Below are 23,935 nucleotides of genomic sequence, written 5' to 3'. Positions count from 1 at the left end.
CGGTGCAGCGGGATTTGGAATCGGACCCTAGAGTTTGGCCTCGAGGTCCTTCACCACCTGCTCGCCGCCCAGGTGCCGCATCTGGTTGAGAATCCAGCTCTGGCGGCCCCGGATGTACTCGCTGGGGGCGTTCGCGCGGAACTTGCGGGGGTTGGGCAGCACGGCCGCCAGCAGGGCGGCTTCGCTGGCGGTAAGCCGCCGGGCGGACTTGCCGAAGAAGGTGCGCGCCGCGGCCTCGGCGCCGTAGACGCCATCGCCGAACTCCACGATGTTCAGGTAGACCTCCAGGATCCGCTTCTTCGACCAGCCCGCCTCGATCAGCAGCGTGAACCAGGCTTCCAGGCCCTTGCGGGTCCAGGAGCGGCTGCTCCACAGGAAGAGGTTCTTCGCCGTCTGCTGGGATACCGTAGAGGCGCCCCGCTTCCGGCGGCTGTGCTCGTTGTGCTGGACGGCCTTCTCGATGGCCTGCCAGTCGAAGCCGAAATGATCCGTGAAGTTCTGATCCTCCGCCGCGATCACCGCCGCGCCCAGACTGGGCGAGATCTCCTCCAGGGGGACCCAGCGGTGGTGCGAGACATAGGGCTTGTCGCTGGACCACGATTCGATGCGCCGCTGCACCATCAGGCCCGAGACCGGCACCGGCACGAACCGGAAGACCAGCACCAGGACGAGGTTGAAGGCCAGGAACAGGCCCACCGCCCAGCCCAGCCCCACCAGGAGCCGTCGCATCCAGCCACGCTTCGTCTTCGCCATCGTGTGCTTCCCAGCCAAAACAACAGTCTGCCAGCCTCGGCGCCGATGAATGAGACATCGGCTCCGGAATGTCCGCCCCCGCGGCGCCCGGGCCCGGAGAGCCCCGCGGATGTCCATCGAGCACGAGCAGCGGAAATACCCCCGCCTGAGCACCACCAGCCGCGTGTACGGACTCCGCTTCCGGGCCAAGGGCGTCGATGTCCAGGACTGCCGCCTGGTGAATCTCAGCGCCGGAGGCTGCGGCGTGGAGATCCAGATGGCCGATGCCCGGAATCTGGAGGTGGGGGATGTCCTGGAGGCCCTCTACCTGGATCATCCCGACATGCCCCTGGTGCCCCTCTCCGCCGTGGTCCTGCGGATGCTCGGCAAGGTGCCGGGCAAGACCCTCGGTTATGTCCTCGTGGGCATGGAGTTCCGGGGCATCACCCCCTTCGTGCGCGATCTCATCGCCGACCATGTGGCCGCCCAGCTCGCCCGTGAATGAGTCGCGGACGAGCCCAGGTTGTGCAGGTCATGGCCGACCCCGCGGGTGCCGATGAGACATTTCCTGAGAAGCCAGAGGCCGTGACGGATCCATGAAGCAACCTTCTTTCGAAATCTTCCTGGACCGGCTCGATCCGACCTCGCGGACCGATCAGCTCGCCTTCTTCCGCACCGTCGCCGAGGCGGGTCCCGCGGCCGTGGAGGAGCTGGCCGGCCGCGTCCGCCGGGTCTCCTGCCCGGCCGGCCTGAAGCAGCTCACCTTGGAGTTCGCCTACTACTACCCCTGGGAGGACTGGCTCCCCGTGCTGGATCGCCTGCTCCGGCACGAGAACGATCTGGCGCGCTTCGAGTCGGGCGTGCGCGCGCTCGGGCGGATGGGGACGCCCGCCGCCATCGGCATTCTGAAGGAACTGGCCCAGGGCCGCGCGACGCCGGGCTTCCGCGAAGCCGTCGAGGTGGTGCTCGGCGAATCCGATCCCGCCGAGGCCTTCCAGCACCACTTCTCCCGGCTCCTGCAGGGCAGCGCCCAGCCCGCCGATGCCAACGAGGGCGCCCATCAGCTCGAGAACCTGCTCACGCCGGACAGCCTGGAGGCCCTCAAGGAGGCCGTGAACCACCCGGATCTCCTGGTGTTCCGCCATGCGCTCCGCCTCGTGGGATTGGTGCCCTCCGAAGCGGCCGCGGATTTCCTGCTGGATTACCTGCAGGAGACGCATCTGGATGCCCTGGAGGACCGCGAGGCCCGGGCCCTCCTCGCCGCTTTCCGCAACCTCCCCCGGACCGAGGTCCAGGCGCAGGCGCTCCAGGCCCTCGCAGCGCGCTGGGGGGAACGCCACCCCGAGGCCGTGGCGGACCTGGCTTCCGGCCAGGCCGATCGCATCCGGGCCGGGGCCGCCGCGCTCCGCGAAGACCATCCGGGGATCCGGGATGCCTTCCTCCTGGACGCGCTCCTCGCCGCCACCGAAGAGAAACCCACCCACCTGGCGCGCTTCCTGGGCCAGGCCGGCGACGCGGCCCAGCACCGGACCCGGCGCCTCGACTTCGCCATCGACGCCGCGGCCCAGGGGCTCACGGCCCTCGCCAGTCAGGGCTTCATCGAGGCTGCCCGCCTGCTGCCCGGCCTCGCGGAATCCTTGCGGCAGACCACGGGCCACGCCGGGGTGGCCGGTGCCCTGGCCCAGGTGGTGCCCCCCGACGCCCTGGATCTGCTCGACCTGCTGCTGGACGCCCCCGACGGCGCCCTCCGCGCCGCCGCCGTGGAGCTCCTGGGCGCACGGAAGGACCCGGCCCTGCGGCCCGCGCTGCTCAGGGCCCAGCGGGATGCCATCGCCGACATCGCCGACCGAAGCCTCTGGCACCTGGGCCAGCTGCCGGATCCTGCGGGAACGGCGCGGGCCTTTCTCGCCGAACCCGACCCCGAGCAGGTCCAGGTGGGTCTCCGCTTCGCCGCCATGCACCGGCTGCAGGAGCTGGTGCCGGATCTCCTCGGCCTCGTGGAGGCGGAAAGCCGCGAAGCCGTGCTCGTCGCCGCCCTGGAGGCCCTGGGCGCCATCGGCGCTCCCGAGGCGGCGGACCCCCTCCTGGGGCTTCTGCATTCCGGTCAGGCGCCGCGCATCCAGATCGCCCTCGCGGAGGCCCTTCGCGACCTGGGCAGCGCCGAGGGGGCCCTCGGACTCTGCGCCAAGGCCCGCGAGCTGAATGTTCCGGTGCTGCACGCGGTGGCCGTGGAGGCCCTCGCCCGGATCCACGGCGATCCGGAACGGCCCCTGTCCGCCCCCGCCACGGCGGCCCTCATCCGGGCCGTCCAGGGCGGCTGGTCCGACCGGAATCCCTGGCCCCTGCGCCGCCGCATGGCCGACGCCCTGCTGACCATCCACGCGGAGGATCCGGACCTCTGGACCGAACTGTCGGACCTCTTCCAGGGGGCCCTCGCCGAAAAGCGGCCGCCCGGCGAAGTCTCCCCCGATGACCTGGCCCGCCTCCAGGCCTGCGCCCGGTCGCTGGCGCTGCTGGCCACGCTCTGAGCTGGCCACACTCTGAGCAGGCCAGGCTCTGAGGCGGCCTCGACAGGACGGCACCACCCGGGGCATCCTCCCAAGCGGAGGACGGCATGAGTGAGAACCTGACGGGACCGGAACTGGTGGCGCTGGTGCAGCGGGTGTTCCAGCCCCAGGCGGGCGAAGGCGCCGTGGCCATCCTCGTGGACCTGCCGGATGCCAAGGTGCCGGATGATGCGAACTGGACCGCCCGGCGCGACATCGCTGCCGCCTGGGCCCGCGAGCTGGCCGCGCATCGCGCCGAGCTGGGCCTGGACACGCACCTGGTGGTCTACCCCAATGTCCACACCAACAACGGCGACCTGCCGGAGCGGGCCTGGCTCCATGCCGGCGGCCCCCTGCCCTCCGCCGAAGCGCTCGATCCCGCAGCCTCCGTGAGCTTCGCCGACCTCTACGCCAGCCACCCCATCCTCATCGCCCTCACGAAGTTCTCGGCCACCGCCCCGCTGAAGATGGCGGCGAAGAAGCACCCCATCCGCGCCGCCACCATGCCCGGCTTCCGGGCCGACATGATCCCCGCCCTGCGCCTGGACTACGCCGAGGTGAACCGCCGCGTGAACCTCCTGAAGGACCTGCTGGACCGGGCCGAGGGCGCCGCCTTCCGCTTCGCCACGCCCGGGGGCCCCTGCGACCTGCAGGTGGACCTGCGCCACCGCACGGGCCACGCCTCCGGCGGCCTGCTGCCCCAGCCCGGCGTGGCGGGCAACCTGCCCTCGGGCGAGGCCTACATCGTGCCCTATGAGGGCGAGCGCGACGGCGATCCCAGCCGCACGGCGGGGGTGATGCCCGTGCAGTTCGGCGCCGAGATCGTGCGGTACCGCATCGAGCAGAACAAGGCCCTGGAAGTGATCAGCGAGGGCCCCAAGTCCCGCGAGGAGGCCGCCCTGCTGGCCCGGGAACCCGCCTACGGCAACCTCGCCGAGCTGGGCCTGGGCGTGCTGGCGGCCTTCGGCGTGAAACCCATCGGCGAGATCCTGCTGGACGAGAAGCTGGGCCTGCACCTGGCCTTCGGCCGCAGCGACCACTTCGGCGGCCAGGTGGGCCCAAAGGACTTCAGCGGCCCCGAGGCCGTCATCCACATCGACCGCGTGTATGTCCCCGAAACCCAGCCCGAGGTGAAGGTCATGAGCGTGGACCTGGCCATGGCGGACGGAAGCACCGTGGCGCTCATGCGGGACGGGGCGTATTCAGTGGGGTTCTAATCAGGCCGGAGGCCGCAGGTTGGCGATGGTGGCCTGCATGAGCGCCACCACCTTGGGAGCGGATCCATCCCCGGAGAAAGCCTGGACCTCGCCCGTGCAGACCGTGAGCGACCAGCCCGCGTTCTGCACCTTGCCGATGGCCAGGAAGCGGTCCCCGAGGGCGGGCCGCAGGAGGTTGATCTTGAACTCGGCGGTGACGACCTCGCAGCCCGGCGGGGCCTTCGTCAGCGCCGCGTACCCGCAGGCGCTGTCGAGGATGCTGGTGATGGCGCCCGCATGGACGAAGCCGTGCTGCTGCGACAGCCGCTCCGAAAAAGGCAGCGCGATGTGCACCTCGCCCTCCGCGACCCGGACCAGCTCCGCCCCGAGCGTGGTCATCAGACCCTGGGCCTGGAAGCTGGTGGCGATCCGTTCCTGAAGGTCGGTCATCGGCATGGGGTCGGTCCGATCATGGTTCCCGCCTGTAAACGCCGGTGCCGTTGCAGGTCTTGCAATCCGTGACGACCCTGAGGCTTCCATGGCATTTCTTGCAGGGAAGGTGGACGGACCCACTGCCAGAGCACTTCGCACAGGCCGAGGAGAATGCCTTCTGGGTCTTGAGGCCCTTGCAGCGGGGGCATGGCGTGCCATCCCGAAGCACGCCCTTGGCGTCGCAGCGGGAACACGGTCCCGATGCCTGGGAATAGGTGCCGGTCCCGGAGCATTTTCGACAGCTCAAGGCCACGGCGCCCTTCCCACCGCAGAGGTCGCAATCCACGGACAGATGGCCACTGCCTTCACATCTCAGGCACAGGACGCCAAGGCCTGCGGGGGAGAACCGCTTGGAGGAAGGTTTGGGATCACTCATTCGTGAAGAATGGTTCAAAGTCTCTCCCCGGGGAAGGTCCAATGGTCCTGAAACGGGGCCCGGCTTTTGAACGGGCCCGACCCTGCCCGTCATGGATGGAGGTTCGCCCAACCAGGCCGGGCCTCCTCCGGTTGGGCCATGAGCAGCCTGTTTTTGGGCGTGATGTCTCCGGGGATCACCTGCGTGAACACCCGGTACCCCTGGAAGCGCAGCCGTGCGGCACGGGTGGCATCGATGGCCAGCGGGCCATCCAGCCAGCCCTCCAAGCCACCCAGATCAGCCTTCTGGAGATCGTGGCAGCAGGGCAGGACCGCCACGCAGGCCCCGACCTCCACTGCCCGCGCCAGGATCAGGTCGGTGAGCCCACCGCAGGCATGGGCCGAGACGATCAGATCATCCCGGAACAGGGGCACCTCCCGCAGATCGGACTCGAGGTACCTGACCCGGCCCTGCAGCCGCGGCCAGTCCTGACACAGCGCCGCCTCCAGCGCGGCGGCGCTTTTCGGGATCCGCTGATCCACGGCCACAGCCGAGGGGGAAGTATCATCGAGCAGGAGGAGGACCTGGGCCACCAGGCCGTGGCCACAGGCCAGGTCCACCACCCGCCTCCCCCGGAAGCGGCGCCGCACCCTTCGAGCCACTTCCCAGGCCTCGTAGAGCTCCTTGCGCGGCAGGCAACCCGCACGGCAGACGGCCCTCGCAAGGGCGTCGAACAGAGTGTCCCCTGCAAATTGGGGAAGCAGCTTTTCCGTCAGCCGATTGCGAGAGGAACGATCCATGGAATCAGAGAACCCTAAAACAGGGACGGGGAAGACGATAAAATTCGATTCCACCTAACGAACGAAGCGAACCAGTCCCTGCACCGGCGTTGAACGGAGGGATTGGTACGCTCAGGTTCGTTTTGGGAAGAAGGTCGCTGTGGCGATCACAAGTAACCCAGCGAGGGCATCAGTAATGGAACAACCGCGAAGGATCAGACTTGTGTTGTGCATGGATGGGTCGTGTGAATAAAAGGCTCGGGCGGCATCGATTAAGGCATAGGCAAAGATGAGAATCAGGATCGAAAGTACCCCCAGACTAGTCGTAGGAAAACGGCTTCGTCCGACAGCTCGGTAGGCAACGAACCCGAGAACAGTGGCAGCGATCAGGTTGAAGACCACATTCACCCAGAAGGCCGGAACAGCCCTCTCCGGCATGGCTAATGGCGAAGTGTCCGTTCTGACCGCCGGGATGACACCCACCGCCACCACGAAAGCCACCCCTGTGAGCAAGGCAGCAGAGATAAGCAGTGAGCTACGACAGAGCTTGAGGCTGAAGACCATGACTGCCTCCAGAAGGGCCTAGCCGCCGCTAGACAGCCTGAACAAAGAGGACGGTGATGGGATCACTCTCCCACCACCGTCCCTCCTCGTCCATCACCGGCCTGCTTGGTTTTTCTTCGTGCCTTAGCGCCTTCTCGGGATCAGCTGTGCCGATACGCGAGACAAACTGAAATAGGTTGGTGAATCCGTTATCACTGCGAACGGCTCACCGTTTCGGATAGGCCGGCACCGGCGGGAAGCTCGGCGTGGGGTTCTCCTTGAGCTGCTTCAGCAGGGTCTCGATGCCCACTTCGAGCTGGCGGTCGTGGCCCTGGAGCAGGCTGGCGGGATCGTTCTCCACGGTGAGGTCGGGGTCGGCGCCGTGGTTCTCCACCCACCACTTCCCTTCGCGGCCGTAGAAGCCGTTGTTGCTCTGCTCCACAGTGCCGCCGTCCAGGGTGAACTGGGTGTTGATGATGCCCACCAGGCCGCCCCAGCTGGGCACGCCCACGATGGTGCCCAGGTTGCGGGCCTTCACATGCATGAGGAAGGCTTCGCCGTCGCTGCCGTTCTGCTCGTTGCTGAGGAAGACATAGCGGCCGTCGGAGGCCGTGTTGGGGTAGCGGAAGGGGGCCACGCCGCGCATGACATTGAAGCCCACCTGCTTGCGCTCCAGCTTGTCGATCATGAAGTACTCGGTCCAGCCGCCGCCGTTGCCGCGCACATCGACCACGAGGCCCTTCTTGTAGCGGAAGGCGCGCCAGTACTTGTCGAACTGGCCGATGTTCTGGTCGCCCATGGCCGTGATGTGCATGTAGCCCAGCTGGCCGTTGGAGGCCTTGTCCACGGCCGCGATGTTGCCCGCGATCCAGCGCTCGTAGCGCAGGTTCCAGTCGCTGGCGACGGGTTCCACCTCGATGGTGCGGGCGCCTTCCAGCGAGGGCTTGGCGTTCACGGTGAGCGTCACCTTCTGGCCCTTGATGACCTGGAGGCGGGCCTGGATGGCCTCGGGGGCCCGCAGGGCCTTCCCGTCGATGGCCAGCAGGTACTCGCCCTCCTTCACCTTGGGGGCGGGATCGGCCAGGGGGGCCTTGAGGTTCATGGCATAGGGCGTGGGACCATAGACCTTGGCGAACTTGTAGAAGCCATGGTCGGCGGTGAAGTCGGCGCCCAGGTAGCCGGGAGCCACCAGGCTGGGCGCGGGCCGCGCGGGACCGAGGTCACCACCGCCCACATAGGTGTGGCTGACATTCAACTCGCCCACCATCTGGCTCAGGAGCCAGTTCAGCTCCTGCCGGGAGTTCAGCTCTGGCAGCCAGGCGCGGAACTTGGCCCCGATGGCGTTCCAGTCGTTGCCGTTCATGTCCTTGTCGTAGAAGAAGTCCCGGTACCAGCGCCAGGTGTCCTCGAAGATCTGCTTCCACTCCTCGCGGGGAGCCGCGGTCATGGTCATGCGTTCCAGGTCGAGCTTTTCGGGCAGGGCCTTGGTGGCGAACAGAGCCGCGGCCTCGCCCGCATGGTAGTTGGCACCCTTGCGGATGAGCACCCGCCTGCCCTCGGCATCGAAGGTCCAGCTGCTGACCGGATCCGTCAGCACCACTTCCTTGTCCTTCTTGGCGGCGGGGTCGTAGAGGTGCAGCTTCCACTTGTCCGCGCCCCGGGGCCCGTAGAGCTCCTCCACGACGCTGTCGTCCCAGCCTTCGACCTCGTCCCAGCCCACCAGGCCCTTGCCGGCCTGCAGGTGGAAGAGGTTGCCGGGCTTCACCGGCAGGGGCGCGATGCGCTCCGACAGGCCCGCCACATCGATGCGGAAGGTGCCTGCGGCGGAGGAGGAAGCCGCCGGCTTCTCGTCGCCGGCCTTCAGCTTCACGGCCATGACCTGCACCGGCGCGGACTGGATGTGGTTGTCCTGGCTGGGGTCGAGCCGTGTCTGGAAGTTGTTGTAGCTTAGGAAGTAGAGGGTGCTTCCATCCTGATCGAAGCGGGGGTTCAGGCAGTCGTAGAAGCCATCGGTCAGCGTGACCTTCTGCTTGGTCGACAGGTTGTAGAGGTGGATGCGGCTGTTGCGGTTGGGCTCGACGAAGGCGTAGGCGACCCACTGGGAATCCGGCGCCCAGGCGTAGTCGCTGACCTCCCAGGTGAACTGGTCGTTCTTCAGCTCGTGGGACTCGTCGACCTTGGTGAGCTTCCGGCTGGCGACATCCATCACGTACAGCGCGAAGCTCTTGTCGCCGAACAGGACCTTCGTCCCATCCGGGCTCCACTCCAGGTGATAGAGGGCGGTCTTCAGGCCCGTGGGGATCCGCTCCGGGGTCCCGTCCACCGCCTGCACATACAGGTCGTAGTCACCGCTGGCATCGCTGAAGTAGGCTACGCGCTTGCCGTCGGGCGAGAGGCGCGGCATGCGCTCACGCACGCCCGGCGTCTGCGTGAGGTTCTTCGCGGGCTTCGCGGCGTCCGTGGGCACGAGGAACACTTCGCCCCGGGCCTCGAAGACGGCCGTGCCGCCCACCAGGCTCATGGCCTGGATCCAGTCCTTGGGGTTCACGGACCGCGGCGCGGCCTTCCAGCCATCGCTGCTGGTGGTCACCGCCACGGGGCGGACGGCCTTGGTGGCCAGATCGAGGGCCTGCAGGTGCCCCCCCTGCACGAAGACCACAGTGCGGCCATCGCTGCTGGGCTGCTGCACATCGAAGTCCTTGAGGTCCGTGAGCTGTTCCACGGCCTTGGTGGCCGGGTCCACGGCATAGAGGTTCGTGATGCCGTTGCTGCCGCGGTCGGACTCGAAGACCACCTTCCCGTCGGCCCAGATGGGCGCGCCGTTCCGGCCCACATAATCCGTGAGCTTCTCGAACCGGCCGCTCTTCAGGTCGGCCAGCCACAGGTCCTGATGGCGGCCACCCTTGTAGCGCTTCCAGTAGTACTCCACCACGCCCTTGGTGCTGTAGGCCAGGCGCCCGCCGTCCGGCGAGACCGTGCCCTGGACGCCGCGCGGCGCCGGCAGCGCCTCGGGCTCGTGGCCCTCCAGGTCCACGGCGAGGAGCCGCTCCACGGGGCGGAAGTCGTGATCGGCGACGGTCTTGTAGACGACCTTCCGGCCATCCGGCGTCCAGCCCTGCACGGTGGCCGCGCCCGCCCAGGTGAGGCGCCTGGGCGCGCCGCCCTCCGCGGGCATCACATAGACCTGGGTGACACCGTCGTACTGGGCGCTGAAGGCGATCCACCGGCCGTCGGGGCTGAACCGGGCCGCCGTCTCCAGGCCGGGATGCGTCGTGAGCCGCCGGGCGGCGCCGCCCTTGAGGGAGCCGAGCCAGAGGTCATCCTCCCAGGTGAACACCACGCGGTCGCCCTTCACATCGGGCGCGCTGACGAAGCGGGGGGCGCGGTCCTGGGCCACCAGGGCAAAGGCCACGAGCGCGAGGGCGGAAACGCGGAAGCTCAGCATCAAAGACTCCGGGAACGGGTTCGCCATCATACATCGTGAAACGATGAATGTGGAACCGGAGCGTCTAGAAGAGTTTGCCCACCAGCGCCGCCAGGGCCGTCTCGGTGCGGAGGATGCGGGGGCCCAGATCCAGGGGGCGCATCCCCGCCTTCAGGAGGCTCTGGGTTTCCGCCTCGATCCACCCGCCCTCGGGGCCGATGGCCAGGGTGATCGGCCCCGCCAGCACCTTCGGCGCCGCCCCGCCGGTGCCGGGATGGGCCAGGAGGCCCGTGCCGCCCGCCAGCAGCCCCGGCAGCTCGTCCTCCACGAAGGGCCGGAAGAGCCGCGCCAGGCGCAGCTCCGGCAGCGCCGTGTCCTTGGCCTGCTCCAGCCCCAGGATCAGCTGGTCGCGCAGGTTCTCGGGCCTCATGCGGGGGCTGGCCCAGTAGGCCTTCTCCACCTTCCACGCGTTGAGCAGCACGAGGCGCGCGGCGCCCAGGCTGGCGGCGGCGGCCACCACCCGGTTCAGGACCTTGGGCCGAGGCAGGGCGATCAGCAGGGTGAGCGGCAGCTTGGGCGGCGGCGCCTGATCCAGCGTCAGGGCCAGTTCCAGGGACTCGTCGTCCAGGCGCAGCACCCTGCCCCGGCCCATCATCCCGCCCAGCAGGCCCACGGCGAGGTCGGCTCCGATCGCGGCCCGGTGCACTTCGCGCACATGGGCCAGCCGCCGCCCGGTGAGGCGGGCGCGGTCCGGGGCCACCAGGTCCTCCGGGAGCAGCAGCACCAGGTTCAAGCCAGGTCCTTCACCAGGATCAGGTCGCGGTCCACCTGCTGCCCGATCTGGAAGATGTGGTCGCCGGCTTCGCGGAAGCCGCAGCGGCCGTAGAAGGCCAGGGCCTTGTCGTTGTGCTCCCACACGCCCAGCCAGAGCACATCCGCGCCCCAGGCCCGGGCCAGGTCGAGGCAGGCCGCCATCAGGGCCGCCCCCCGGCCCCCGCCCTGCGCGGACCTCAGGAGGTAGATGCGCTGCAGCTCCGCAGGCCGCGCACCCTCCACGCAGGGCTCCCGGTGCCCCAGGCGGAGCTGCGCGAAGCCGACGGGAACGCCCTCCAGCTCCAGCACCAGGCCCGGCCGCGAAGGATCGGCCAGCTCGACCCGCTGGAGCGCCTCGCCGTAGGTCGCCTGGAGGAACGCCGCCAGATCCGGCGGCGAACAGATCGCCTCGAAGGTCTCGGTGAAGGTGCGGGCGCCCAAGTCGGCCAGGAGGGCGGCGTCCGCCACGGTGGCGGGTCGGAGGGTGGCGGTCGTCATCGGCGCGAGCTCCCCCGGGTCCCGGGCTTTGCGGGCCCCTTGGGCGCGGCCGGGGCTTTGGGCTTGGCTTTGGGCTTGGCCTTGGCCTTGGCCCGCTCTGCCACGGCGATGGCCTTGGCCATCCAGCGGGCCAGTTCGTCCGCATCCTCCAGCACATCCTCGGGCAGCTCGTAGTAGCCCATGGGCTTGCCGGGGTCGCCGAAGGGCAGGAAGGGGCCCATGCCCGCAGCCTCGAAATCGGGGCGGTTGGTGGCGTCCACCTTGAAATACAGCACGCCGTCGTCCGCCAGGGCGAAGGCGCGGCCCTCGGCGAAGAAGCAGAGACCGCCGAACATCGCCCGTGCGGTGACGGGGCGGATCCGCCCCAGTTGTTCCAGGAGGTATGTGCGGAAGCTCACAGAGACGGCCATGGCGACCATGCTACCTTCCCCAGGGCCCGCCGGTACGACCGGCCTTTCGACAGGATCCCCCATGCGGATCAACACCCTCGACGACTTGCTCCTTGCCGTGAAGAACCGTCCCCACAAGCGGCTGGTGGTGGCCTGGGCCAACGACGCCCACACCCTGGAGGCTGTGAACGCCGCCGTGGAGGCGGGCCTGGTGCAGGCCATCCTCGTGGGGGATGAACCCCTCATGGTGAAGGTCTGCCAGGAGCAGGGCCTGCCGAAGGAGCGCTTCCGCATGGTCCATGCGCCGACGGATACCGAGGCCGCCGCCAAGGCCGTGGCCATGGTCCGGTTCGGCGAGGCCGATCTGCTCATGAAGGGCCTGCTCAGCACGGACAAGTACATGCGGGCCATCCTCAACAAGGAGCAGGGCCTGCTCGATCCCGGCGCCATCCTGAGCCATGTGACCGTGATGGAGCATCCGGGCCACCCCAAGCTCCTCATCGCCGGCGATGTGGCCGTGATCCCCGAGCCCGAGTTCAAGGAGAAGGTCGCCATCCTGGGCTACCTGGTGAAGGTGGCCAGGGCCCTGGGGGTGGAAGTCCCCAAGGTGGCCGTGCTGTCGGCCTCGGAGCAGGTCATGCCGAAGATCGCGTCCAGCGCCGAGGCGGCCATGCTGTCGAAAATGGCGGACCGCGGCCAGATCAAGGGGGCCCTCGTGGACGGTCCCATGGCCCTGGACGGGGCCATCGACCCCGAGTCGGCCCGCATCAAGGGCATGGGCGGCCCCGTGGCCGGCGATGCCGACTGCCTGCTCTTCCCCAACCTCGAGGCGGGCAACACCTTCTACAAGGCCGGCACCAAGCTGGGCGGCGCCGAGATCGCCGCCGTCGTCACGGGCGCCCGCGTCCCCTGCGTCCTCAGCAGCCGCGGCGACAGCGCCAAGACCAAGCTCAGCTCCATCGCCCTGGCGGCCCTGCTGGCCTGAGCCGGGTCCGCGGCAGAATGAAGGGGACCAGCCCCTGGGAGCGTGCGCCCGTGAACCCGAACGACCCAATCGACCCCACAGCCCCGCCCACCACCGCCGAAACCGCCCTCGTCGATGCCGCCATTACGGGCCGCCGCTCGATCCGGGCCTTCCAGCCCACGCCCGTGCCCCGGGCCGCGGTGGAGGACATCCTGCGGGTGGCTTCGCGGGCGCCTTCGGGCACGAACCTCCAGCCCTGGCAGGTGCATGTGCTGACCGGCGCGGCGCTGGCGCGGCTCTCGGACAGGATCCTCGCGATCTACGCCGACCCCGCGGAGCTGGCCCGCCACGAGCGGGAGTACGACTACTACCCTAAGGAATGGACTTCGCCCTACCTCGAGCGACGCCGGAAGGTGGGCTGGGATCTCTACGGCCTCCTGGGCATCGCGAAGTCGGACCGGGCCGGCATGCACGCGCAGCATGGCCGCAACTACCGGTTCTTCGATGCGCCCGTGGGCCTCATCTTCACCATGGACCGCATCCTGCAGGTGGGCAGCTGGCTGGACTACGGCATGTTCCTCCAGAACATCATGGTGGCGGCCCGGGCCCGGGGTCTGGACACCTGCCCCCAGGCCGCCTTCACCCAGTTCCACCGCGTCATCGCCGAGGAGCTGGGCCTGGGGCCGGAGCAGATGGTGATCTGCGGCATGGCCCTCGGGTACGCCGATCCCTCGGCCCCCGAGAACGCCCTCGTCACCGAGCGGGCGCCCGTCTCGGAGTTCGCCCGGTTCTACGACGAGTAGGGACGAGTAGGACCGCTGCTGGCCCTTAAGCCTGAGGGGGATAGTCCTTGGCGGTCTCCCGTCCGGACAGCACGCGCAGGGCCCCCTTGGCGAGGGCGGCCATCTCGTTCTCGCCGGGATAGACCTTCACGGGGCAGCCCAGGGCCGCGGTGAGGCGGTTCAGCTCGCCCACCAGCTTCGGCGAGCGCGCCATGCCGCCCGTGAGCAGGACAGCGTCGATGCGGTCGCCGCCGAAGGCGGGCACGAGGGCCGTGATGGCCTTGGCGATCTGGTAGGCGAGCGCGTCATAGACCGCCTTCGCTTCGGCGTCGCCCGCGTCCACGCGGCGCTCCACCTCGCGCATGTCGGAGGTGCCCAGCAGGTCGATGAGGCCTCCCCGCCCCTTGTTCAGGAGCTTCAGTTCCGCCTTGGTGTACTTGCCGGAGAAGCAGAGGTCGATGAGCTGCCCCACCGGCAGGGTGCCCGTGCGCTGGGGGGAGAACGGCCCTTCGCCATCCAGCCCGTTGTTCACATCGATGTAGCGGCCCCGGCGATGGGCGCCCACGGTGATGCCGCCGCCCATGTGGGCCACGATCACATTGATGCGCTCGTAGAAGGTCTCGTGCTCCTCGGCGTAGCGGCGGGCCGTGGCGATCTGGTTGAGGGCGTGGCTGATCACGCGGCGCGGCAGCTCCTTCAGGCCCGTGATCTTCACCTTGGGATCGGCCTCGTCCACCACCACGGGATCCACGATGTAGGCGGGCTTGCCCGTTCCGGCCACCAGCTCGGAGGCGATGAGCGCCCCCAGGTTGGAAGCGTGCTCGCCGCGCTGGCCGGCCTTCAGGTCCTCCAGCATGGCGGGCCCCACGGTCCAGGTGCCGTGGGGAATAGGCCGCAGCAGGCCGCCCCGGCCGGCCACGGCATCGAGATCGCCCAGGGACAGCCCCTTGTCCGCGAGGAAGCGCAGCACGGACTGCTTGCGGAAGGCGAACTGCTCGGTGATGGGCCGCCCCTCGAAGGCCTTCAGCTCTTCGGCCGGGTGCTGGAGCTCCTCGGTGAAGCGCTCCTCGTCGCCCTCGAAGATCGAGGTCTTGGTGGAGGTCGAGCCGGGGTTCAGCACCAGCACGCGATGGCGCCGGAAGAAGGTGTCCTTGGGGGTGCGCTTCCACTCGCCGTAGGCGTGTAGACGCAGGACCGAGGCCTTCACGGCGAGGCGGATGTCCTCGGGCGTGCAGTCCATGGGCAGGTCCACGCCCTGGAACCAGAGGCCGAACATGACCGGGAACTTCCGCGCCTCGGGGAACCGGGTGGCGTAGAGGTGATAGAGCAGGTTGCCCATGTCGAGGTTGGGGCAGACGATCACATTGGGCCCGCCCTCCCAGGGCAGGCCGTCCGGGTGGTAGAGGTCGGCGGACCGGCGGGACAGCGCCACGCTCACCTTCACCTCGCCGCGGATGTGGATGCTGGCGTAGCGGGTGCTGTGGGCGATGCGCTCAGCCAGGATGTCCGGCACCAAATCAGCCGCCTGCCGCACCAGCTCGGGCGAGGGGCCCTCGTCGCTGCCGCGGTTCGAATAGGACACCATGGCGCAGCGGATCTCCGGCAGCACCTCCTCCGGGAAGAGGTCGCGGGCCACGGCGCAGGTGCCCACGGCCACCTCGGCCAGGGTGCGCGGCGTCATGGTCGCGTTCACGCCCACATCGCCGAACACCACGATGTTGTGGGGATAGACATCGTTGGGGTGGGAATCCGGCAGCACGAACACGCCCGCCTCGCAGGCGACGCTCCGGTGGGCCAGCAGCTCCACCATGGGCCGGAAGAAGGCCTTGGGCTCGTGGATGGCCCCGCCCACGACCATGTCGGCATGGCCCTGCTTCACGGCCCAGATGCCGAAGCGCCCGGGTTCGGACACCAGCAGGCGGGCCTCGTCCAGGCTCATGGGCCGGCCGTGGGTCCGGCCGAAGTCCACGCAGGCGGTGGCGAAGGCCTCCACCAGGTCGGGCCGGGTGGCGGGCACCACGAAGGCGCTCTCCGACAGCGTGTAGGCCACGCGGTCGGCGCCCAGATGGGCCAGGTGCTGGGCGGCCACGGCGCGCACCTCGGCTTCGGGCGCCAGGAACACGGGCCGGATGAACCGGCTCAGGAAGCAGGCGGCTTCAAGGGTGCGGGGATCCAGGGCCTCCGGAAACACCACCGTGGGGCGGTTCCGGGGTTCGGCCAGCAGTCGGCTGTCGAGGGACGCTTCGATGTCAAACATGGGACTCCAAGACCACTGGGGGCCTTCAACCTGCCGAGTCTATCAGGCGGAAGATTCTATGTTGTCTACCCAGAAGTCACATTTGGTCCTAGCGGTCTGTCACCCGCACGGACTCCACCCAGATCACCTCGCAGGAGCCATCGCCGGTATCCGTCCGGGTGAGGCTGCTCACCCAGTGCCAGCCATCCTTCCCGTCCGCCCGCACGAGCTGGCCCCGGAGCGCCACCACCTGCCCCGGCTTCACGGCCAGCAGGCGCTTCTCCACGAGCGGCGTGGCCGGGATCAGGTGCATGTTGGCGCTGTGGGCGATGACTTCGGCCTCGGGAATCGGCATCCGGGGGCTGCTCCAGAAATACCAGCGGTCCCGCTGCTGGATGCTGAAGGCGTCCAGGATCCGGGAATCCGACATGGGCCCCCAGCCCAGGGCGAAGTCCACGGGAGACAGCTCGGCGGGCCGGTCGAAGCGGTATCGTTCCACGCCCAGCACCCGCGCCCGCAGCTCGAACCGCGCGAGGGCCGTGAGCGAGTGGTTCCGGAAGGTCCAGGGGGCCGGGGCCTCCGGCGGGGCCTGGAGCGGGTCCTCCGGCGCGAGCATCCCCGGCGGCTGGGTCACGGGCCGCCCCTGCCACCACCAGAGCCCAGTCAGGGCCGCCACGATCGCCACGACCACGGCTCCACGCCGCTCCTGAAGCCACTCCAGCCATCCGCCCATGCGACCAGACTACCCGCGCCCCGGAAAATGGTGATGCCCGTCACGGCGCGGAAGGTCGGCCCGCCTATGTTCACAGCCTTCATATGGTTCTTTCCGCGTTGGATCCCCGGTGCCCGCTCGAACTCGAGCCGGGGCGCGGGACCACGGAAGGCCTCCGGACTCCGGGCGGGACGGCGCCCCGGGCCGGTACACTCCAAGCAACCCGTCCCCTGGAGTCCTCATGGACCTCTCCTGGCTTTCCGCCAATCCCGGCCTGAGCTTACTGGCCTTCCTTAGCGCCGCCTTCGCGGCGCTCCTCCTCAGCAAGTGGATCCGCTACATCCCCAACAACCGCGTGGGCATCGTGGAGAAGCTCATCAGCGGCAAGGGCTCCGTCAAGACCGGCCTCATCGCCCTGGGCGGCGAGGCGGGCTTCCAGCCCCACCTGCTGCGCGGCGGCTGGCACCTGCTCACCCCCTTCCAGTACCGCATCCACAAGATGCCCATGGTCACCATCCCCCAGGGCAAGATCGGCTATGTCTTCGCCCGTGACGGCAAGGACTTGCCGCCCTCCCAGGCCCTGGCCAGCAACAGCCATGGCGCTGATTTCCAGGATGTGGTGGCCTTCCTCCAGAGCGGTGGTGAAAAGGGCCCCCAGCGGCAGATCCTCCGCGAAGGTATGTATGCCATCAACCTCGTGCAGTTCGTGGTACTCACCGAAGACCAGGTCTACTACCTGCCTTTGGATAAGAGCGAGGTGGAAACCTTCCAGAAGATGAGCGCGATCATCACCGAGCGTGCCGGATGGCGGCCCGTCATCATCCGCGGCGCAGACGACGCCGTGGGCATCGTCACGGTGCACGACGGGCCTTCGCTATCCAGCGGTGAGATCATCGCGCCCACCGTGGGTGAAGATCCCAACCAGGTGGCGAGCTACCACAACAACTTCCAGGACGCGGACAAGTTCCTCGTGGCGGGCGGCCAGCGTGGGCGCCAGTACCAGGTGCTGGTGGAAGGCACCTACTACATCAACCGCCTCTTCGCGACGGTGGAGATGATCCCGAAGACCGTGGTGGAAGTGGGCACGGTGGGCGTGGTGGTGAGCTACACCGGCGAGATCGGCACCGACATCAGCGGCCAGGAGTATCGCCACGGCGAACTGGTCACCAAGGGCACCCGTGGCGTCTGGAGCGAGCCCCTGCTGCCCGGCAAGTACGCCTTCAACACCTACGCCGGCAAGGTGCTCATGGTGCCCACCACCAACTTCATCCTCAAGTGGACCAAGGGTGAGGTGGGCAGCCACAAGTTCGACGAGAACCTGACCGAGGTGAGCCTCATCACCAAGGATGCCTTCGAGCCCAGCCTGCCGCTCTCCGTGGTGGTGCACATCGACTACCGCAAGGCGCCCCTCGTCATCCAGCGCTTCGGCGACATCAAGAAGCTCGTGGAACAGACGCTGGACCCCATGGTCAGCGCCTACTTCAAGAACATCGGCCAGACCCGCACCCTCATCCAGCTCATCCAGGACCGCAGCGCCATCCAGGAGCAGAGTGGCGTCCAGATGAAGGAGAAGTTCACCCAGTACAACCTGGAGCTCCAGGAAGTCCTCATCGGCACGCCCACCAGCGGCGCGCCCGGCGGACAGATCGAGCAGATCCTCGTGCAGCTGCGCAGCCGCCAGATCGCCGACGAGCAGGTGGAGACCTACGGTCGCCAGCAGAGCGCCGCGGTGAAGGAACGCGAACTCCGCGAAGCCGAGGCCCGCGCCAAGCAGCAGACCCTGCTCACGGAATCCGCCATCGGCATCGAGGTGCAGAGCAACCAGGGCAAGGCCGACTACGCCAAGGCCCAGCAGCAGGCCGCCCAGATCCAGACGCTCGCCGGCGCCGAAGCCGAGAAGGTGCGCCTCATGGGCGAAGGCGAGGCCAAGCGCATCAAGGTCATGGCCGAAGCCCAGGCCGAGCAGGCCGCCCGCGTGGGCATCGCCCAGGCCATGGCCATCGAGGAGCAGGTCCGCGCCTACGGCGGCCCCCAGTTCCAGCTCGTGCAGCAGGTCATGAACCGCTTCGCCGAAGCCATCGAGAAGTCCCAGGTGGATGTGGTCCCCAAGATCCACATGGGCGGGGGCGATAAGGGCGGCGGCAGCCTCATCGAAAGCCTGCTGGGCCTCCTGCTCAGCGAGAAGGCCGGACAGCTGGCGGGCGTGGCGACACCGGCCGCCGCGAACCCCGAGGCCGAGGCCCTGAAGGCGGCCCTGCGACAGAACATGACGAAGTAGCCCGACTTCGACGACCCGAGAAAGGGGCGGCAATGCCGCCCCTTTCTCGGGAGGTTTGGAGCATTCTCTCCCGCCCCATCCGGACGCCCCATGATCCCTCTGCTCCTCCTGTTTCCTGTCGCCCAGGTCCAGTCCCAGGTCCAATCCCAGGGCTTGGCCGCCCCCCTGCCCGCCCCGGCGGAGGCCCTGGCCCGGGCCAAGGACTGGGGCGGCCTCGCGGATTGGTTCGAGACGGTGTCGCCCGCCACCCGGGGCGCCCACTACGAGCTGTGGATCCAGGCCCTCAACCGGAGCCGGCGCTGGGAGCGGCTCGCGGCGGTCTGCGAGGCCCTGCAGCCTCAGCTGGAAGCCAAATCCGGCCCCCGCCTGGCCACCTACCGCCTCTACCGCGCCCAGGCCCTGAGCCAGTTGGGGCGCCATGGGGACGCCGCGGCCGCCCATGCCGAGAACGGCCGCCTCGGCTATCCCGACGGCTTTCCCAACGCCTGTGCCGAGGCCCGCCTGGCCCAGGACTGGACCACCCTCCAAACCTGCGCCGATGCGCTGCTCGAGGCCCGCCCGGGGGACGCCATGGGCCAGGCCTGGAAAGGCGAGGCCCTGGCGCGCCAGGACCGCCTAGCCGAGGCCGAGCCGATCCTCCGCGCGGCCGTGGCGAAGGACCCGGCGATCGCCCACGCCTGGAACAACCTGGGCCGCTGCCTCAACGAAAAGAAGGCCTGGGCCGAGGCCTGCGAGGCCCTGGACAGGGCCCTGGCCCTGGAGCCCAACCAGCTCGAAGCCCTCTTCAACCGCGGCCGTGCCCGCTTCGAGCTGAAGCGCTACCCCGAGAGCCGCGATGACTTCCGCGCCGCCCTCGCCCTCCGCCCCGGCGACCCCGTCCTCACCGAGAACCTGCGCCAAGCCGAACGCTACGCCGCCCTGCCCGCACCCAAACGGCGTTAAACCCCCCCGCGAACGGAGTCCACCCTCCAAGGGAGGCCTGCCTCCAATTCGATCGGTCTCAGTGACTGAAACCGCCGCCATCCGCCCATTTCCGGTCTGCCCATTCAAATCGCCCCAGCCAGCAGCCCCACGGTAAAATCAGCACTTACGCCCCTCTCAAACCGGATTAGGTGAACTACGAATCCCTTCGTCCCCACCGTCCAATTTAAAGTTAGGCATTCAACGATCGGAGGCCAAAACCTATGTGGGACCTCGTGGCCTTCCTGATAGATTTTGTGGCTTCATCCACACCTGGGAAATCGGTTCTCGTCCTCATTCCATCCGCAATCCTTGGTGGAATCGCCTATGCGGTCATTCCCAACAAAACGGTTGGCTCGTACGCCTTTGGGCTAATCATCATCGCTGGCCTGGCAATTGCGGTCTGGTGGCACTTCAAGGACCAAAATCATGATCAGCAAGCGTGAATGCCTAACCTCTCGCTCAAGTCGGACCCCGCCTGCATTGCCTTTTGCTCTCTCTCAACATTTTGCTATCTCGGCTCCACTCATCGTCTCGGTGCAGGCGTGGCCGCTTAGCTTCATTCGTTAGGCAGTCTGATGAAACTCCCCGCAAAGCGTTGGATCTGGATTGCGGTCAACATCGCGGGAATTCCTCTATACCTCTGGCTAGCCTCTTCCCTTTGGGTCAAGCCGGGCACTGAAGGGCAACCAGGCGGGCCAGGGGATGCGTTCTACTGGTTACTCATTCTGATTCCATTTAATGCGGTAATCGCAATTCTCGATCTTGTTGCTCTTTACTTCATCCTCTTCAGAAAACGAGCCGCCTCCGACAAGCTACTTCTTTCAGTTGTGTGGTTGATTCTCATCTCACTCTGGGTCGCCACTAACCTCTATGACAACCACAGAGCTTTCCGAGTCATTAGCTCCGAATACGCCTGCCTAACCCTCCGCTCAACTCGGACCCCGCCTGCATCGCCTTCCGCTCTCTTTCAGCTTCCCGCTTCCTCGGCTCCGTTTGTCGCCTCGGCGCAGGCGGGTCCGGTTAGCTTCATTCGTTAGGCGCCATGCATCCCCTCGCTCAACCTCTCATGCTGGTCGGCCTTCTCACTGTCATCGTGGGCTGGACTTGGGTCGACATTCGATTCAAGAAGCGACTGGGCTTCGGATGGTTTTCCATTCGATGGGAAACCATATTTTGGCCCTTCTATTTCAATCGCAAGGATTGGCTTTCGCTCCTCACCGTGTTTGTTCTTGGATTCTCAATGATCATTACGGCTGTCAAACTCGGCGTATTCAGCGAGCCGCCTAACCCTTAGCTCAACTCGGACCCCGCCTGCATTTTCCTCCGCTCTCTCTCAGCTTCTCGCTTCCTCGGCTCCGCTCGTCGCCTCGGCGCAGGTGGGGCCGGTTAGCCCCATTCGTTAGGCCACTCATCGTGAACAAGCGCTTCTTGACCTTAAGATACATCGGCCTCTTCGCTGTTTTGTACTTCGTTCTTATGTTTATTGTTGGGCTTGTCATTCAAACTCTAGAGATCACACCACCTTCAATGAGCAACATCCTGGTCATCGTTGGCTCGGTTCTTCTCATCAACGCCTTTTTTCTTCGCAGGGAGAAACGCCCGCCGTCTCGGAACGAATATCTAGGGCTAGTTGCAGGCGCAACCCTGGCAGACTTCGCCCTAGAAATGTATGGCTTGCAGTATGTGATAGCACCAATCCAATGGGGCACCATCATTCTCGTCACACTTGGTCATACTTTGCTCTTCGCAGTTGGTTTCTTCCCCAGGCGCAGGGATTCCAATGAACCGTCTGCAGCCTAACCCTCCGCTCAAGTCGGACCCCGCCTGCATTGTCTTCCGCTCTCTCTCAGCATTTAGCTATCTCAGCTCCGCCCATCGCCTCGATGCAGGCGGGGCCGCTTAGCTTCATTCGTTAGGCCGCTTCTCTGAAGGTGCTAAACATGAAGATCAAACTCTTCCTTCTAGCTCTTCTGCTTTCGATGCCATCGTTTGCACAAGCTCTTAAAAAAGCCACGATTCCGGTGGTTCCTCCTATTTATCGAGTTGCCAATGAGAATTATTGTTTCGTTTCTTCATTGGATATTGACGAATCTGGCCTAGTCACAGGCATAAGACTCAGCAATTCAAATAACATCGAACGCGATCTTAAATTCGCTCAACGAGTATTTTCAAAATGGCAATTCGAAAGCCATATTCCTGGAAGTCTCGATTTCAAGATTGAAATTCACATTATGCCTACAAATCTTCCTGTGTTGCCAGAAGCGGAGTTAGAACCTTCGGGAACTCTGAGAATATTCGCGTGGAAGCTAGAAAAGACCAGTGATCCAATCGTGCAAAAATAGTTCAATTCCCACCTGCAGCGGCCTAACCTTCAGCTCAACTCGGACCCCGCCTGCATTGTCTTTCGTTCTCTCTCAACTTCTCGCTTCCTCGGCTCCGCTCATTACCTCGGTGCAGGCGGGTCCGGTTAGCTTCATTCGTTAGGCCCCAGACCAACCAAGAGGTAGCAATGCCAAACCTAACTGCAACGGATTACATTGCTCTTGCATCAGCTGTTATTGCTCTGAGCGCATTTGGTACATCTGTTTGGCAAGGTTACCTTACAAGAAAACATAATCAACTATCTGTTCGACCCTTTGTTGGCTTCGCCTTTCACAGAACGGAAGACACTATATTCCGAATCGTGATTCATAATTTTGGATTGGGGCCTGCAAATCTCAACAAACTATCTGCCAAATTTAATGATGAAACAATAGACTTGCATAGCATTCCATCATTACATAAATTATACAATTACCTGTTCGAAGGCAGTACAAAAATTGACCATGCTTACGGCCTATTCGATACAGACAGCATTTTAGCCCCAGGTAAAGAAAATCAATTGCTAGATATTCGATCTGTTGAAAATTTCGACACAATAGTTTTTAACACGAAACTTAAATCAATTGAATTTATATTAAATTATAGCTGTATTTATGGAAATTCTTTTACACTTTCAGGTCGTCCATCTGCCCATCTTCAACCTGATAAGCAATATCCCTGACCCACACCCAATTGGCCTAACCTTCAGCTCAACTCGGACCCCGCCTGCATTGCCTTCCTCTCTCTCTCAACATTCCGCTTTCTCGGCTTCGCTCAGCGCCTCGGCGCAGGCGGGTCCGGTTAGCTCCACTCGTTAGGCCGCCCACCGAGGTATCTATGTCATCAAAGTCAAAGCTCCGCAACGCCCTGAACGCAATAGACGATGCTAAGCGCGCGCTACAGCAAGCCCGCAGCGATTCCGGGGCAAATGGTGAATACCAGATCCGCCGGGCAATGCGAGAACTCGACGACGCTGAACAAGATATTCAGCGGGCGATACGAGAACTACCCGAAGAATGATCTTCCTAGGCTGCCTAACCCCCAGCTCAACTCGGACCCCGCCTGCATTGTCCTCCGCTCCTTCTCTTCGTCCCGCTTCCTCGGCTCCGCTCATCGCCTCGGCGCAGGCGGGGCCGGTTAGCTTCATTCGTTAGGCGCACGGAGTGCCACATTGTCGAACCAACGGAAACACAAAGAACTAGCCATTTGGGCGCTACGGTACCTCAAGAATGGAGAGGGGATCTCTGCTTATCATGCTTACCAGAAGGCCATGGGTGAAACTCCTGATTCTGGAGTGGAGGGCGCTGAATCTTTGCCTCGCGAGTTCGCCCAGCGCTTTCTCATTGATGTAGATTCAGCAATTCTTTGGATAAAGAGCATCGAATGACATTCACTAGGCGCCTAACCCCTAGCTCAACCCGGACCCCGCCTGCATTGCCTTCTTCTCTCTCTCAGCTTCTCGCTTCCTCGGCTTCGCTCGTCGCTTCGGTGCAGGCGGGTCCGGTTAGCTTCTTTCGTTAGGCCGTAGATGAACGAACCCCAAGAAGCCCGCCTTTGGGTAGTCCTGCTTCTCACGCTTTTATCCGGCGGGTTCGGCCTTCTGATCTGGCGCAAGCGAACAAGCTCCTACTGGCTTGGTGGCAAAAGCACTCAAGATGCCATCAACGCTGCTTATATGTGTTGGTTCGTTGCCACAGTCTGCTTTGTCGTTATTATTCTTCGGCTTTTCCGGTCATAGTCGGCATCACACTTTAGCAATCAGGCTACAGCCTAACCCTTAGCTCAACTCGGGCCCCGCCTGCATTGCCTTCCGCTCTCTCTCAACTTCTCGCTTCCTCGGCTCCGCTCAGCGCCTCGGTGCAGGCGGGGCCG

21 protein-coding genes and 1 pseudogene are annotated in these 23,935 nt (G+C 65.7%); 11 read left to right on the top strand and 11 right to left on the bottom strand.

The features are described 5' to 3' along the window. Positions 1 to 27: 27 nt before the first annotated feature. On the bottom strand, positions 28 to 753 hold the full coding sequence (gene mtgA / locus QUD34_RS07190; protein ID WP_286355923.1) for a monofunctional biosynthetic peptidoglycan transglycosylase: 726 nt from the start codon (positions 751 to 753) through the stop codon (positions 28 to 30). Positions 754 to 862: 109 nt separating this feature from the next. On the opposite strand from mtgA, the gene QUD34_RS07185 reads away from it, so the two are divergent. The 3 genes from QUD34_RS07185 (at position 863) to QUD34_RS07175 (ending at position 4,495) form a co-directional block, all read left to right on the top strand. Beyond that, a complete protein-coding gene (locus QUD34_RS07185; protein ID WP_286355922.1) occupies positions 863 to 1,237 on the top strand; it encodes a PilZ domain-containing protein in 375 nt (124 codons plus the stop codon). Between the two features lie 91 nt (positions 1,238 to 1,328). Then, the gene (locus tag QUD34_RS07180; protein ID WP_286355921.1) at positions 1,329 to 3,260 is read left to right on the top strand and encodes a HEAT repeat domain-containing protein; all 1,932 of its coding nucleotides are present in this window, start codon (positions 1,329 to 1,331) and stop codon (positions 3,258 to 3,260) included. A gap of 86 nt (positions 3,261 to 3,346) precedes the next feature. Continuing rightward, positions 3,347 to 4,495: a M29 family metallopeptidase gene (locus tag QUD34_RS07175; protein ID WP_286355920.1), complete on the top strand. Its 1,149-nt coding sequence runs from the start codon at positions 3,347 to 3,349 to the stop codon at positions 4,493 to 4,495. Here the strand turns inward: QUD34_RS07175 and QUD34_RS07170 are convergent, their stop codons facing one another. The 7 genes from QUD34_RS07170 to QUD34_RS07140 form a co-directional block, all read right to left on the bottom strand. Further along, complete coding sequence (locus QUD34_RS07170; protein ID WP_375380015.1) at positions 4,496 to 4,924, bottom strand: PaaI family thioesterase; 429 nt, start codon at positions 4,922 to 4,924, stop codon at positions 4,496 to 4,498. Between the two features lie 507 nt (positions 4,925 to 5,431). After that, a complete protein-coding gene (locus QUD34_RS07165; protein WP_286355918.1) occupies positions 5,432 to 6,121 on the bottom strand; it encodes a methyltransferase in 690 nt (229 codons plus the stop codon). Positions 6,122 to 6,232: 111 nt separating this feature from the next. Then, on the bottom strand, positions 6,233 to 6,664 hold the full coding sequence (locus QUD34_RS07160; RefSeq protein ID WP_286355917.1) for a hypothetical protein: 432 nt from the start codon (positions 6,662 to 6,664) through the stop codon (positions 6,233 to 6,235). Positions 6,665 to 6,869: 205 nt separating this feature from the next. Beyond that, positions 6,870 to 10,088 (bottom strand): S41 family peptidase, encoded by a 3,219-nt coding sequence (locus QUD34_RS07155; RefSeq protein WP_286355916.1) that lies wholly within the window; start codon positions 10,086 to 10,088, stop codon positions 6,870 to 6,872. 64 nt (positions 10,089 to 10,152) lie between these two features. Next, positions 10,153 to 10,860 carry a 16S rRNA (uracil(1498)-N(3))-methyltransferase gene (locus tag QUD34_RS07150; protein WP_375380003.1) on the bottom strand — a complete coding sequence of 236 codons (708 nt, stop codon included), beginning with the start codon at positions 10,858 to 10,860 and terminating at the stop codon, positions 10,153 to 10,155. Continuing rightward, positions 10,857 to 11,378, bottom strand: a complete 522-nt coding sequence (locus QUD34_RS07145; protein WP_286355915.1) for a GNAT family N-acetyltransferase — start codon at positions 11,376 to 11,378, stop codon at positions 10,857 to 10,859. Before QUD34_RS07145 ends, QUD34_RS07150 begins: the two co-directional genes overlap by 4 nt. Beyond that, on the bottom strand, positions 11,375 to 11,797 hold the full coding sequence (locus QUD34_RS07140) for a TfoX/Sxy family protein (protein WP_286355914.1): 423 nt from the start codon (positions 11,795 to 11,797) through the stop codon (positions 11,375 to 11,377). The genes QUD34_RS07145 and QUD34_RS07140 overlap by 4 nt, the downstream gene beginning before the upstream one ends. 52 nt (positions 11,798 to 11,849) lie before the next feature. Here QUD34_RS07140 and QUD34_RS07135 point away from each other — a divergent pair, with 52 nt between their 5' ends. Beyond that, on the top strand, positions 11,850 to 12,752 hold the full coding sequence (locus QUD34_RS07135; protein ID WP_286355913.1) for a bifunctional enoyl-CoA hydratase/phosphate acetyltransferase: 903 nt from the start codon (positions 11,850 to 11,852) through the stop codon (positions 12,750 to 12,752). A gap of 50 nt (positions 12,753 to 12,802) precedes the next feature. After that, a complete protein-coding gene (locus QUD34_RS07130; protein ID WP_286355912.1) occupies positions 12,803 to 13,534 on the top strand; it encodes a nitroreductase in 732 nt (243 codons plus the stop codon). Positions 13,535 to 13,559: 25 nt separating this feature from the next. Here the strand turns inward: QUD34_RS07130 and buk are convergent, their stop codons facing one another. From buk to QUD34_RS07120, 3 genes and pseudogenes are all read right to left on the bottom strand, one after another. Then, the gene (gene buk, locus QUD34_RS15170; RefSeq protein ID WP_375380014.1) at positions 13,560 to 14,639 is read right to left on the bottom strand and encodes a butyrate kinase; all 1,080 of its coding nucleotides are present in this window, start codon (positions 14,637 to 14,639) and stop codon (positions 13,560 to 13,562) included. Between the two features lie 102 nt (positions 14,640 to 14,741). Further along, a pseudogene (locus QUD34_RS15165) lies at positions 14,742 to 15,770 on the bottom strand (phosphate acyltransferase); the annotation flags it as partial. Positions 15,771 to 15,858: 88 nt separating this feature from the next. Next, a complete protein-coding gene (locus QUD34_RS07120; protein ID WP_286355910.1) occupies positions 15,859 to 16,440 on the bottom strand; it encodes a hypothetical protein in 582 nt (193 codons plus the stop codon). Positions 16,441 to 16,702: 262 nt separating this feature from the next. On the opposite strand from QUD34_RS07120, the gene QUD34_RS07115 reads away from it, so the two are divergent. From QUD34_RS07115 to QUD34_RS07090, 6 genes are all read left to right on the top strand, one after another. After that, positions 16,703 to 18,739, top strand: a complete 2,037-nt coding sequence (locus QUD34_RS07115) for an SPFH domain-containing protein (RefSeq protein WP_286355909.1) — start codon at positions 16,703 to 16,705, stop codon at positions 18,737 to 18,739. Positions 18,740 to 18,829: 90 nt separating this feature from the next. Next, positions 18,830 to 19,681 (top strand): tetratricopeptide repeat protein, encoded by an 852-nt coding sequence (locus tag QUD34_RS07110; RefSeq protein ID WP_286355908.1) that lies wholly within the window; start codon positions 18,830 to 18,832, stop codon positions 19,679 to 19,681. 242 nt (positions 19,682 to 19,923) lie between these two features. Next, entirely contained in the window at positions 19,924 to 20,145 is a 222-nt protein-coding gene (locus QUD34_RS07105; protein WP_286355907.1) for a hypothetical protein, read from the top strand. A 970-nt stretch (positions 20,146 to 21,115) separates the two neighbouring features. Further along, complete coding sequence (locus QUD34_RS07100) at positions 21,116 to 21,502, top strand: ABZJ_00895 family protein (protein ID WP_286355036.1); 387 nt, start codon at positions 21,116 to 21,118, stop codon at positions 21,500 to 21,502. 140 nt (positions 21,503 to 21,642) lie between these two features. Beyond that, positions 21,643 to 22,044, top strand: a complete 402-nt coding sequence (locus tag QUD34_RS07095) for a hypothetical protein (RefSeq protein WP_286355906.1) — start codon at positions 21,643 to 21,645, stop codon at positions 22,042 to 22,044. Between the two features lie 167 nt (positions 22,045 to 22,211). Then, the gene (locus QUD34_RS07090) at positions 22,212 to 22,745 is read left to right on the top strand and encodes a DUF8453 domain-containing protein (RefSeq protein WP_286355905.1); all 534 of its coding nucleotides are present in this window, start codon (positions 22,212 to 22,214) and stop codon (positions 22,743 to 22,745) included. Positions 22,746 to 23,935 lie beyond the last annotated feature (1,190 nt).

This window comes from Geothrix oryzae (genome assembly GCF_030295385.1).
In the GTDB taxonomy this organism is placed as follows: Bacteria; Acidobacteriota; Holophagae; order Holophagales; family Holophagaceae; genus Geothrix; species Geothrix oryzae.
Note: the sequence above shows the minus strand (reverse complement) of the source record. Positions and strands in the feature narration are given on the sequence as shown.

Coding starts and splice junctions, on each gene's coding strand:
- mtgA (WP_286355923.1), bottom strand. CDS start 753: ATGGCGAAGACGAAGCGTGGCTGGATGCGACGGCTCCTGGTGGGGCTG.
- QUD34_RS07185 (WP_286355922.1), top strand. CDS start 863: ATGTCCATCGAGCACGAGCAGCGGAAATACCCCCGCCTGAGCACCACC.
- QUD34_RS07180 (WP_286355921.1), top strand. CDS start 1,329: ATGAAGCAACCTTCTTTCGAAATCTTCCTGGACCGGCTCGATCCGACC.
- QUD34_RS07175 (WP_286355920.1), top strand. CDS start 3,347: ATGAGTGAGAACCTGACGGGACCGGAACTGGTGGCGCTGGTGCAGCGG.
- QUD34_RS07170 (WP_375380015.1), bottom strand. CDS start 4,924: ATGACCGACCTTCAGGAACGGATCGCCACCAGCTTCCAGGCCCAGGGT.
- QUD34_RS07165 (WP_286355918.1), bottom strand. CDS start 6,121: ATGGATCGTTCCTCTCGCAATCGGCTGACGGAAAAGCTGCTTCCCCAA.
- QUD34_RS07160 (WP_286355917.1), bottom strand. CDS start 6,664: ATGGTCTTCAGCCTCAAGCTCTGTCGTAGCTCACTGCTTATCTCTGCT.
- QUD34_RS07155 (WP_286355916.1), bottom strand. CDS start 10,088: ATGCTGAGCTTCCGCGTTTCCGCCCTCGCGCTCGTGGCCTTTGCCCTG.
- QUD34_RS07145 (WP_286355915.1), bottom strand. CDS start 11,378: ATGACGACCGCCACCCTCCGACCCGCCACCGTGGCGGACGCCGCCCTC.
- QUD34_RS07140 (WP_286355914.1), bottom strand. CDS start 11,797: ATGGTCGCCATGGCCGTCTCTGTGAGCTTCCGCACATACCTCCTGGAA.
- QUD34_RS07135 (WP_286355913.1), top strand. CDS start 11,850: ATGCGGATCAACACCCTCGACGACTTGCTCCTTGCCGTGAAGAACCGT.
- QUD34_RS07115 (WP_286355909.1), top strand. CDS start 16,703: ATGGACCTCTCCTGGCTTTCCGCCAATCCCGGCCTGAGCTTACTGGCC.
- QUD34_RS07110 (WP_286355908.1), top strand. CDS start 18,830: ATGATCCCTCTGCTCCTCCTGTTTCCTGTCGCCCAGGTCCAGTCCCAG.
- QUD34_RS07105 (WP_286355907.1), top strand. CDS start 19,924: ATGTGGGACCTCGTGGCCTTCCTGATAGATTTTGTGGCTTCATCCACA.
- QUD34_RS07095 (WP_286355906.1), top strand. CDS start 21,643: ATGAAGATCAAACTCTTCCTTCTAGCTCTTCTGCTTTCGATGCCATCG.
- QUD34_RS07090 (WP_286355905.1), top strand. CDS start 22,212: ATGCCAAACCTAACTGCAACGGATTACATTGCTCTTGCATCAGCTGTT.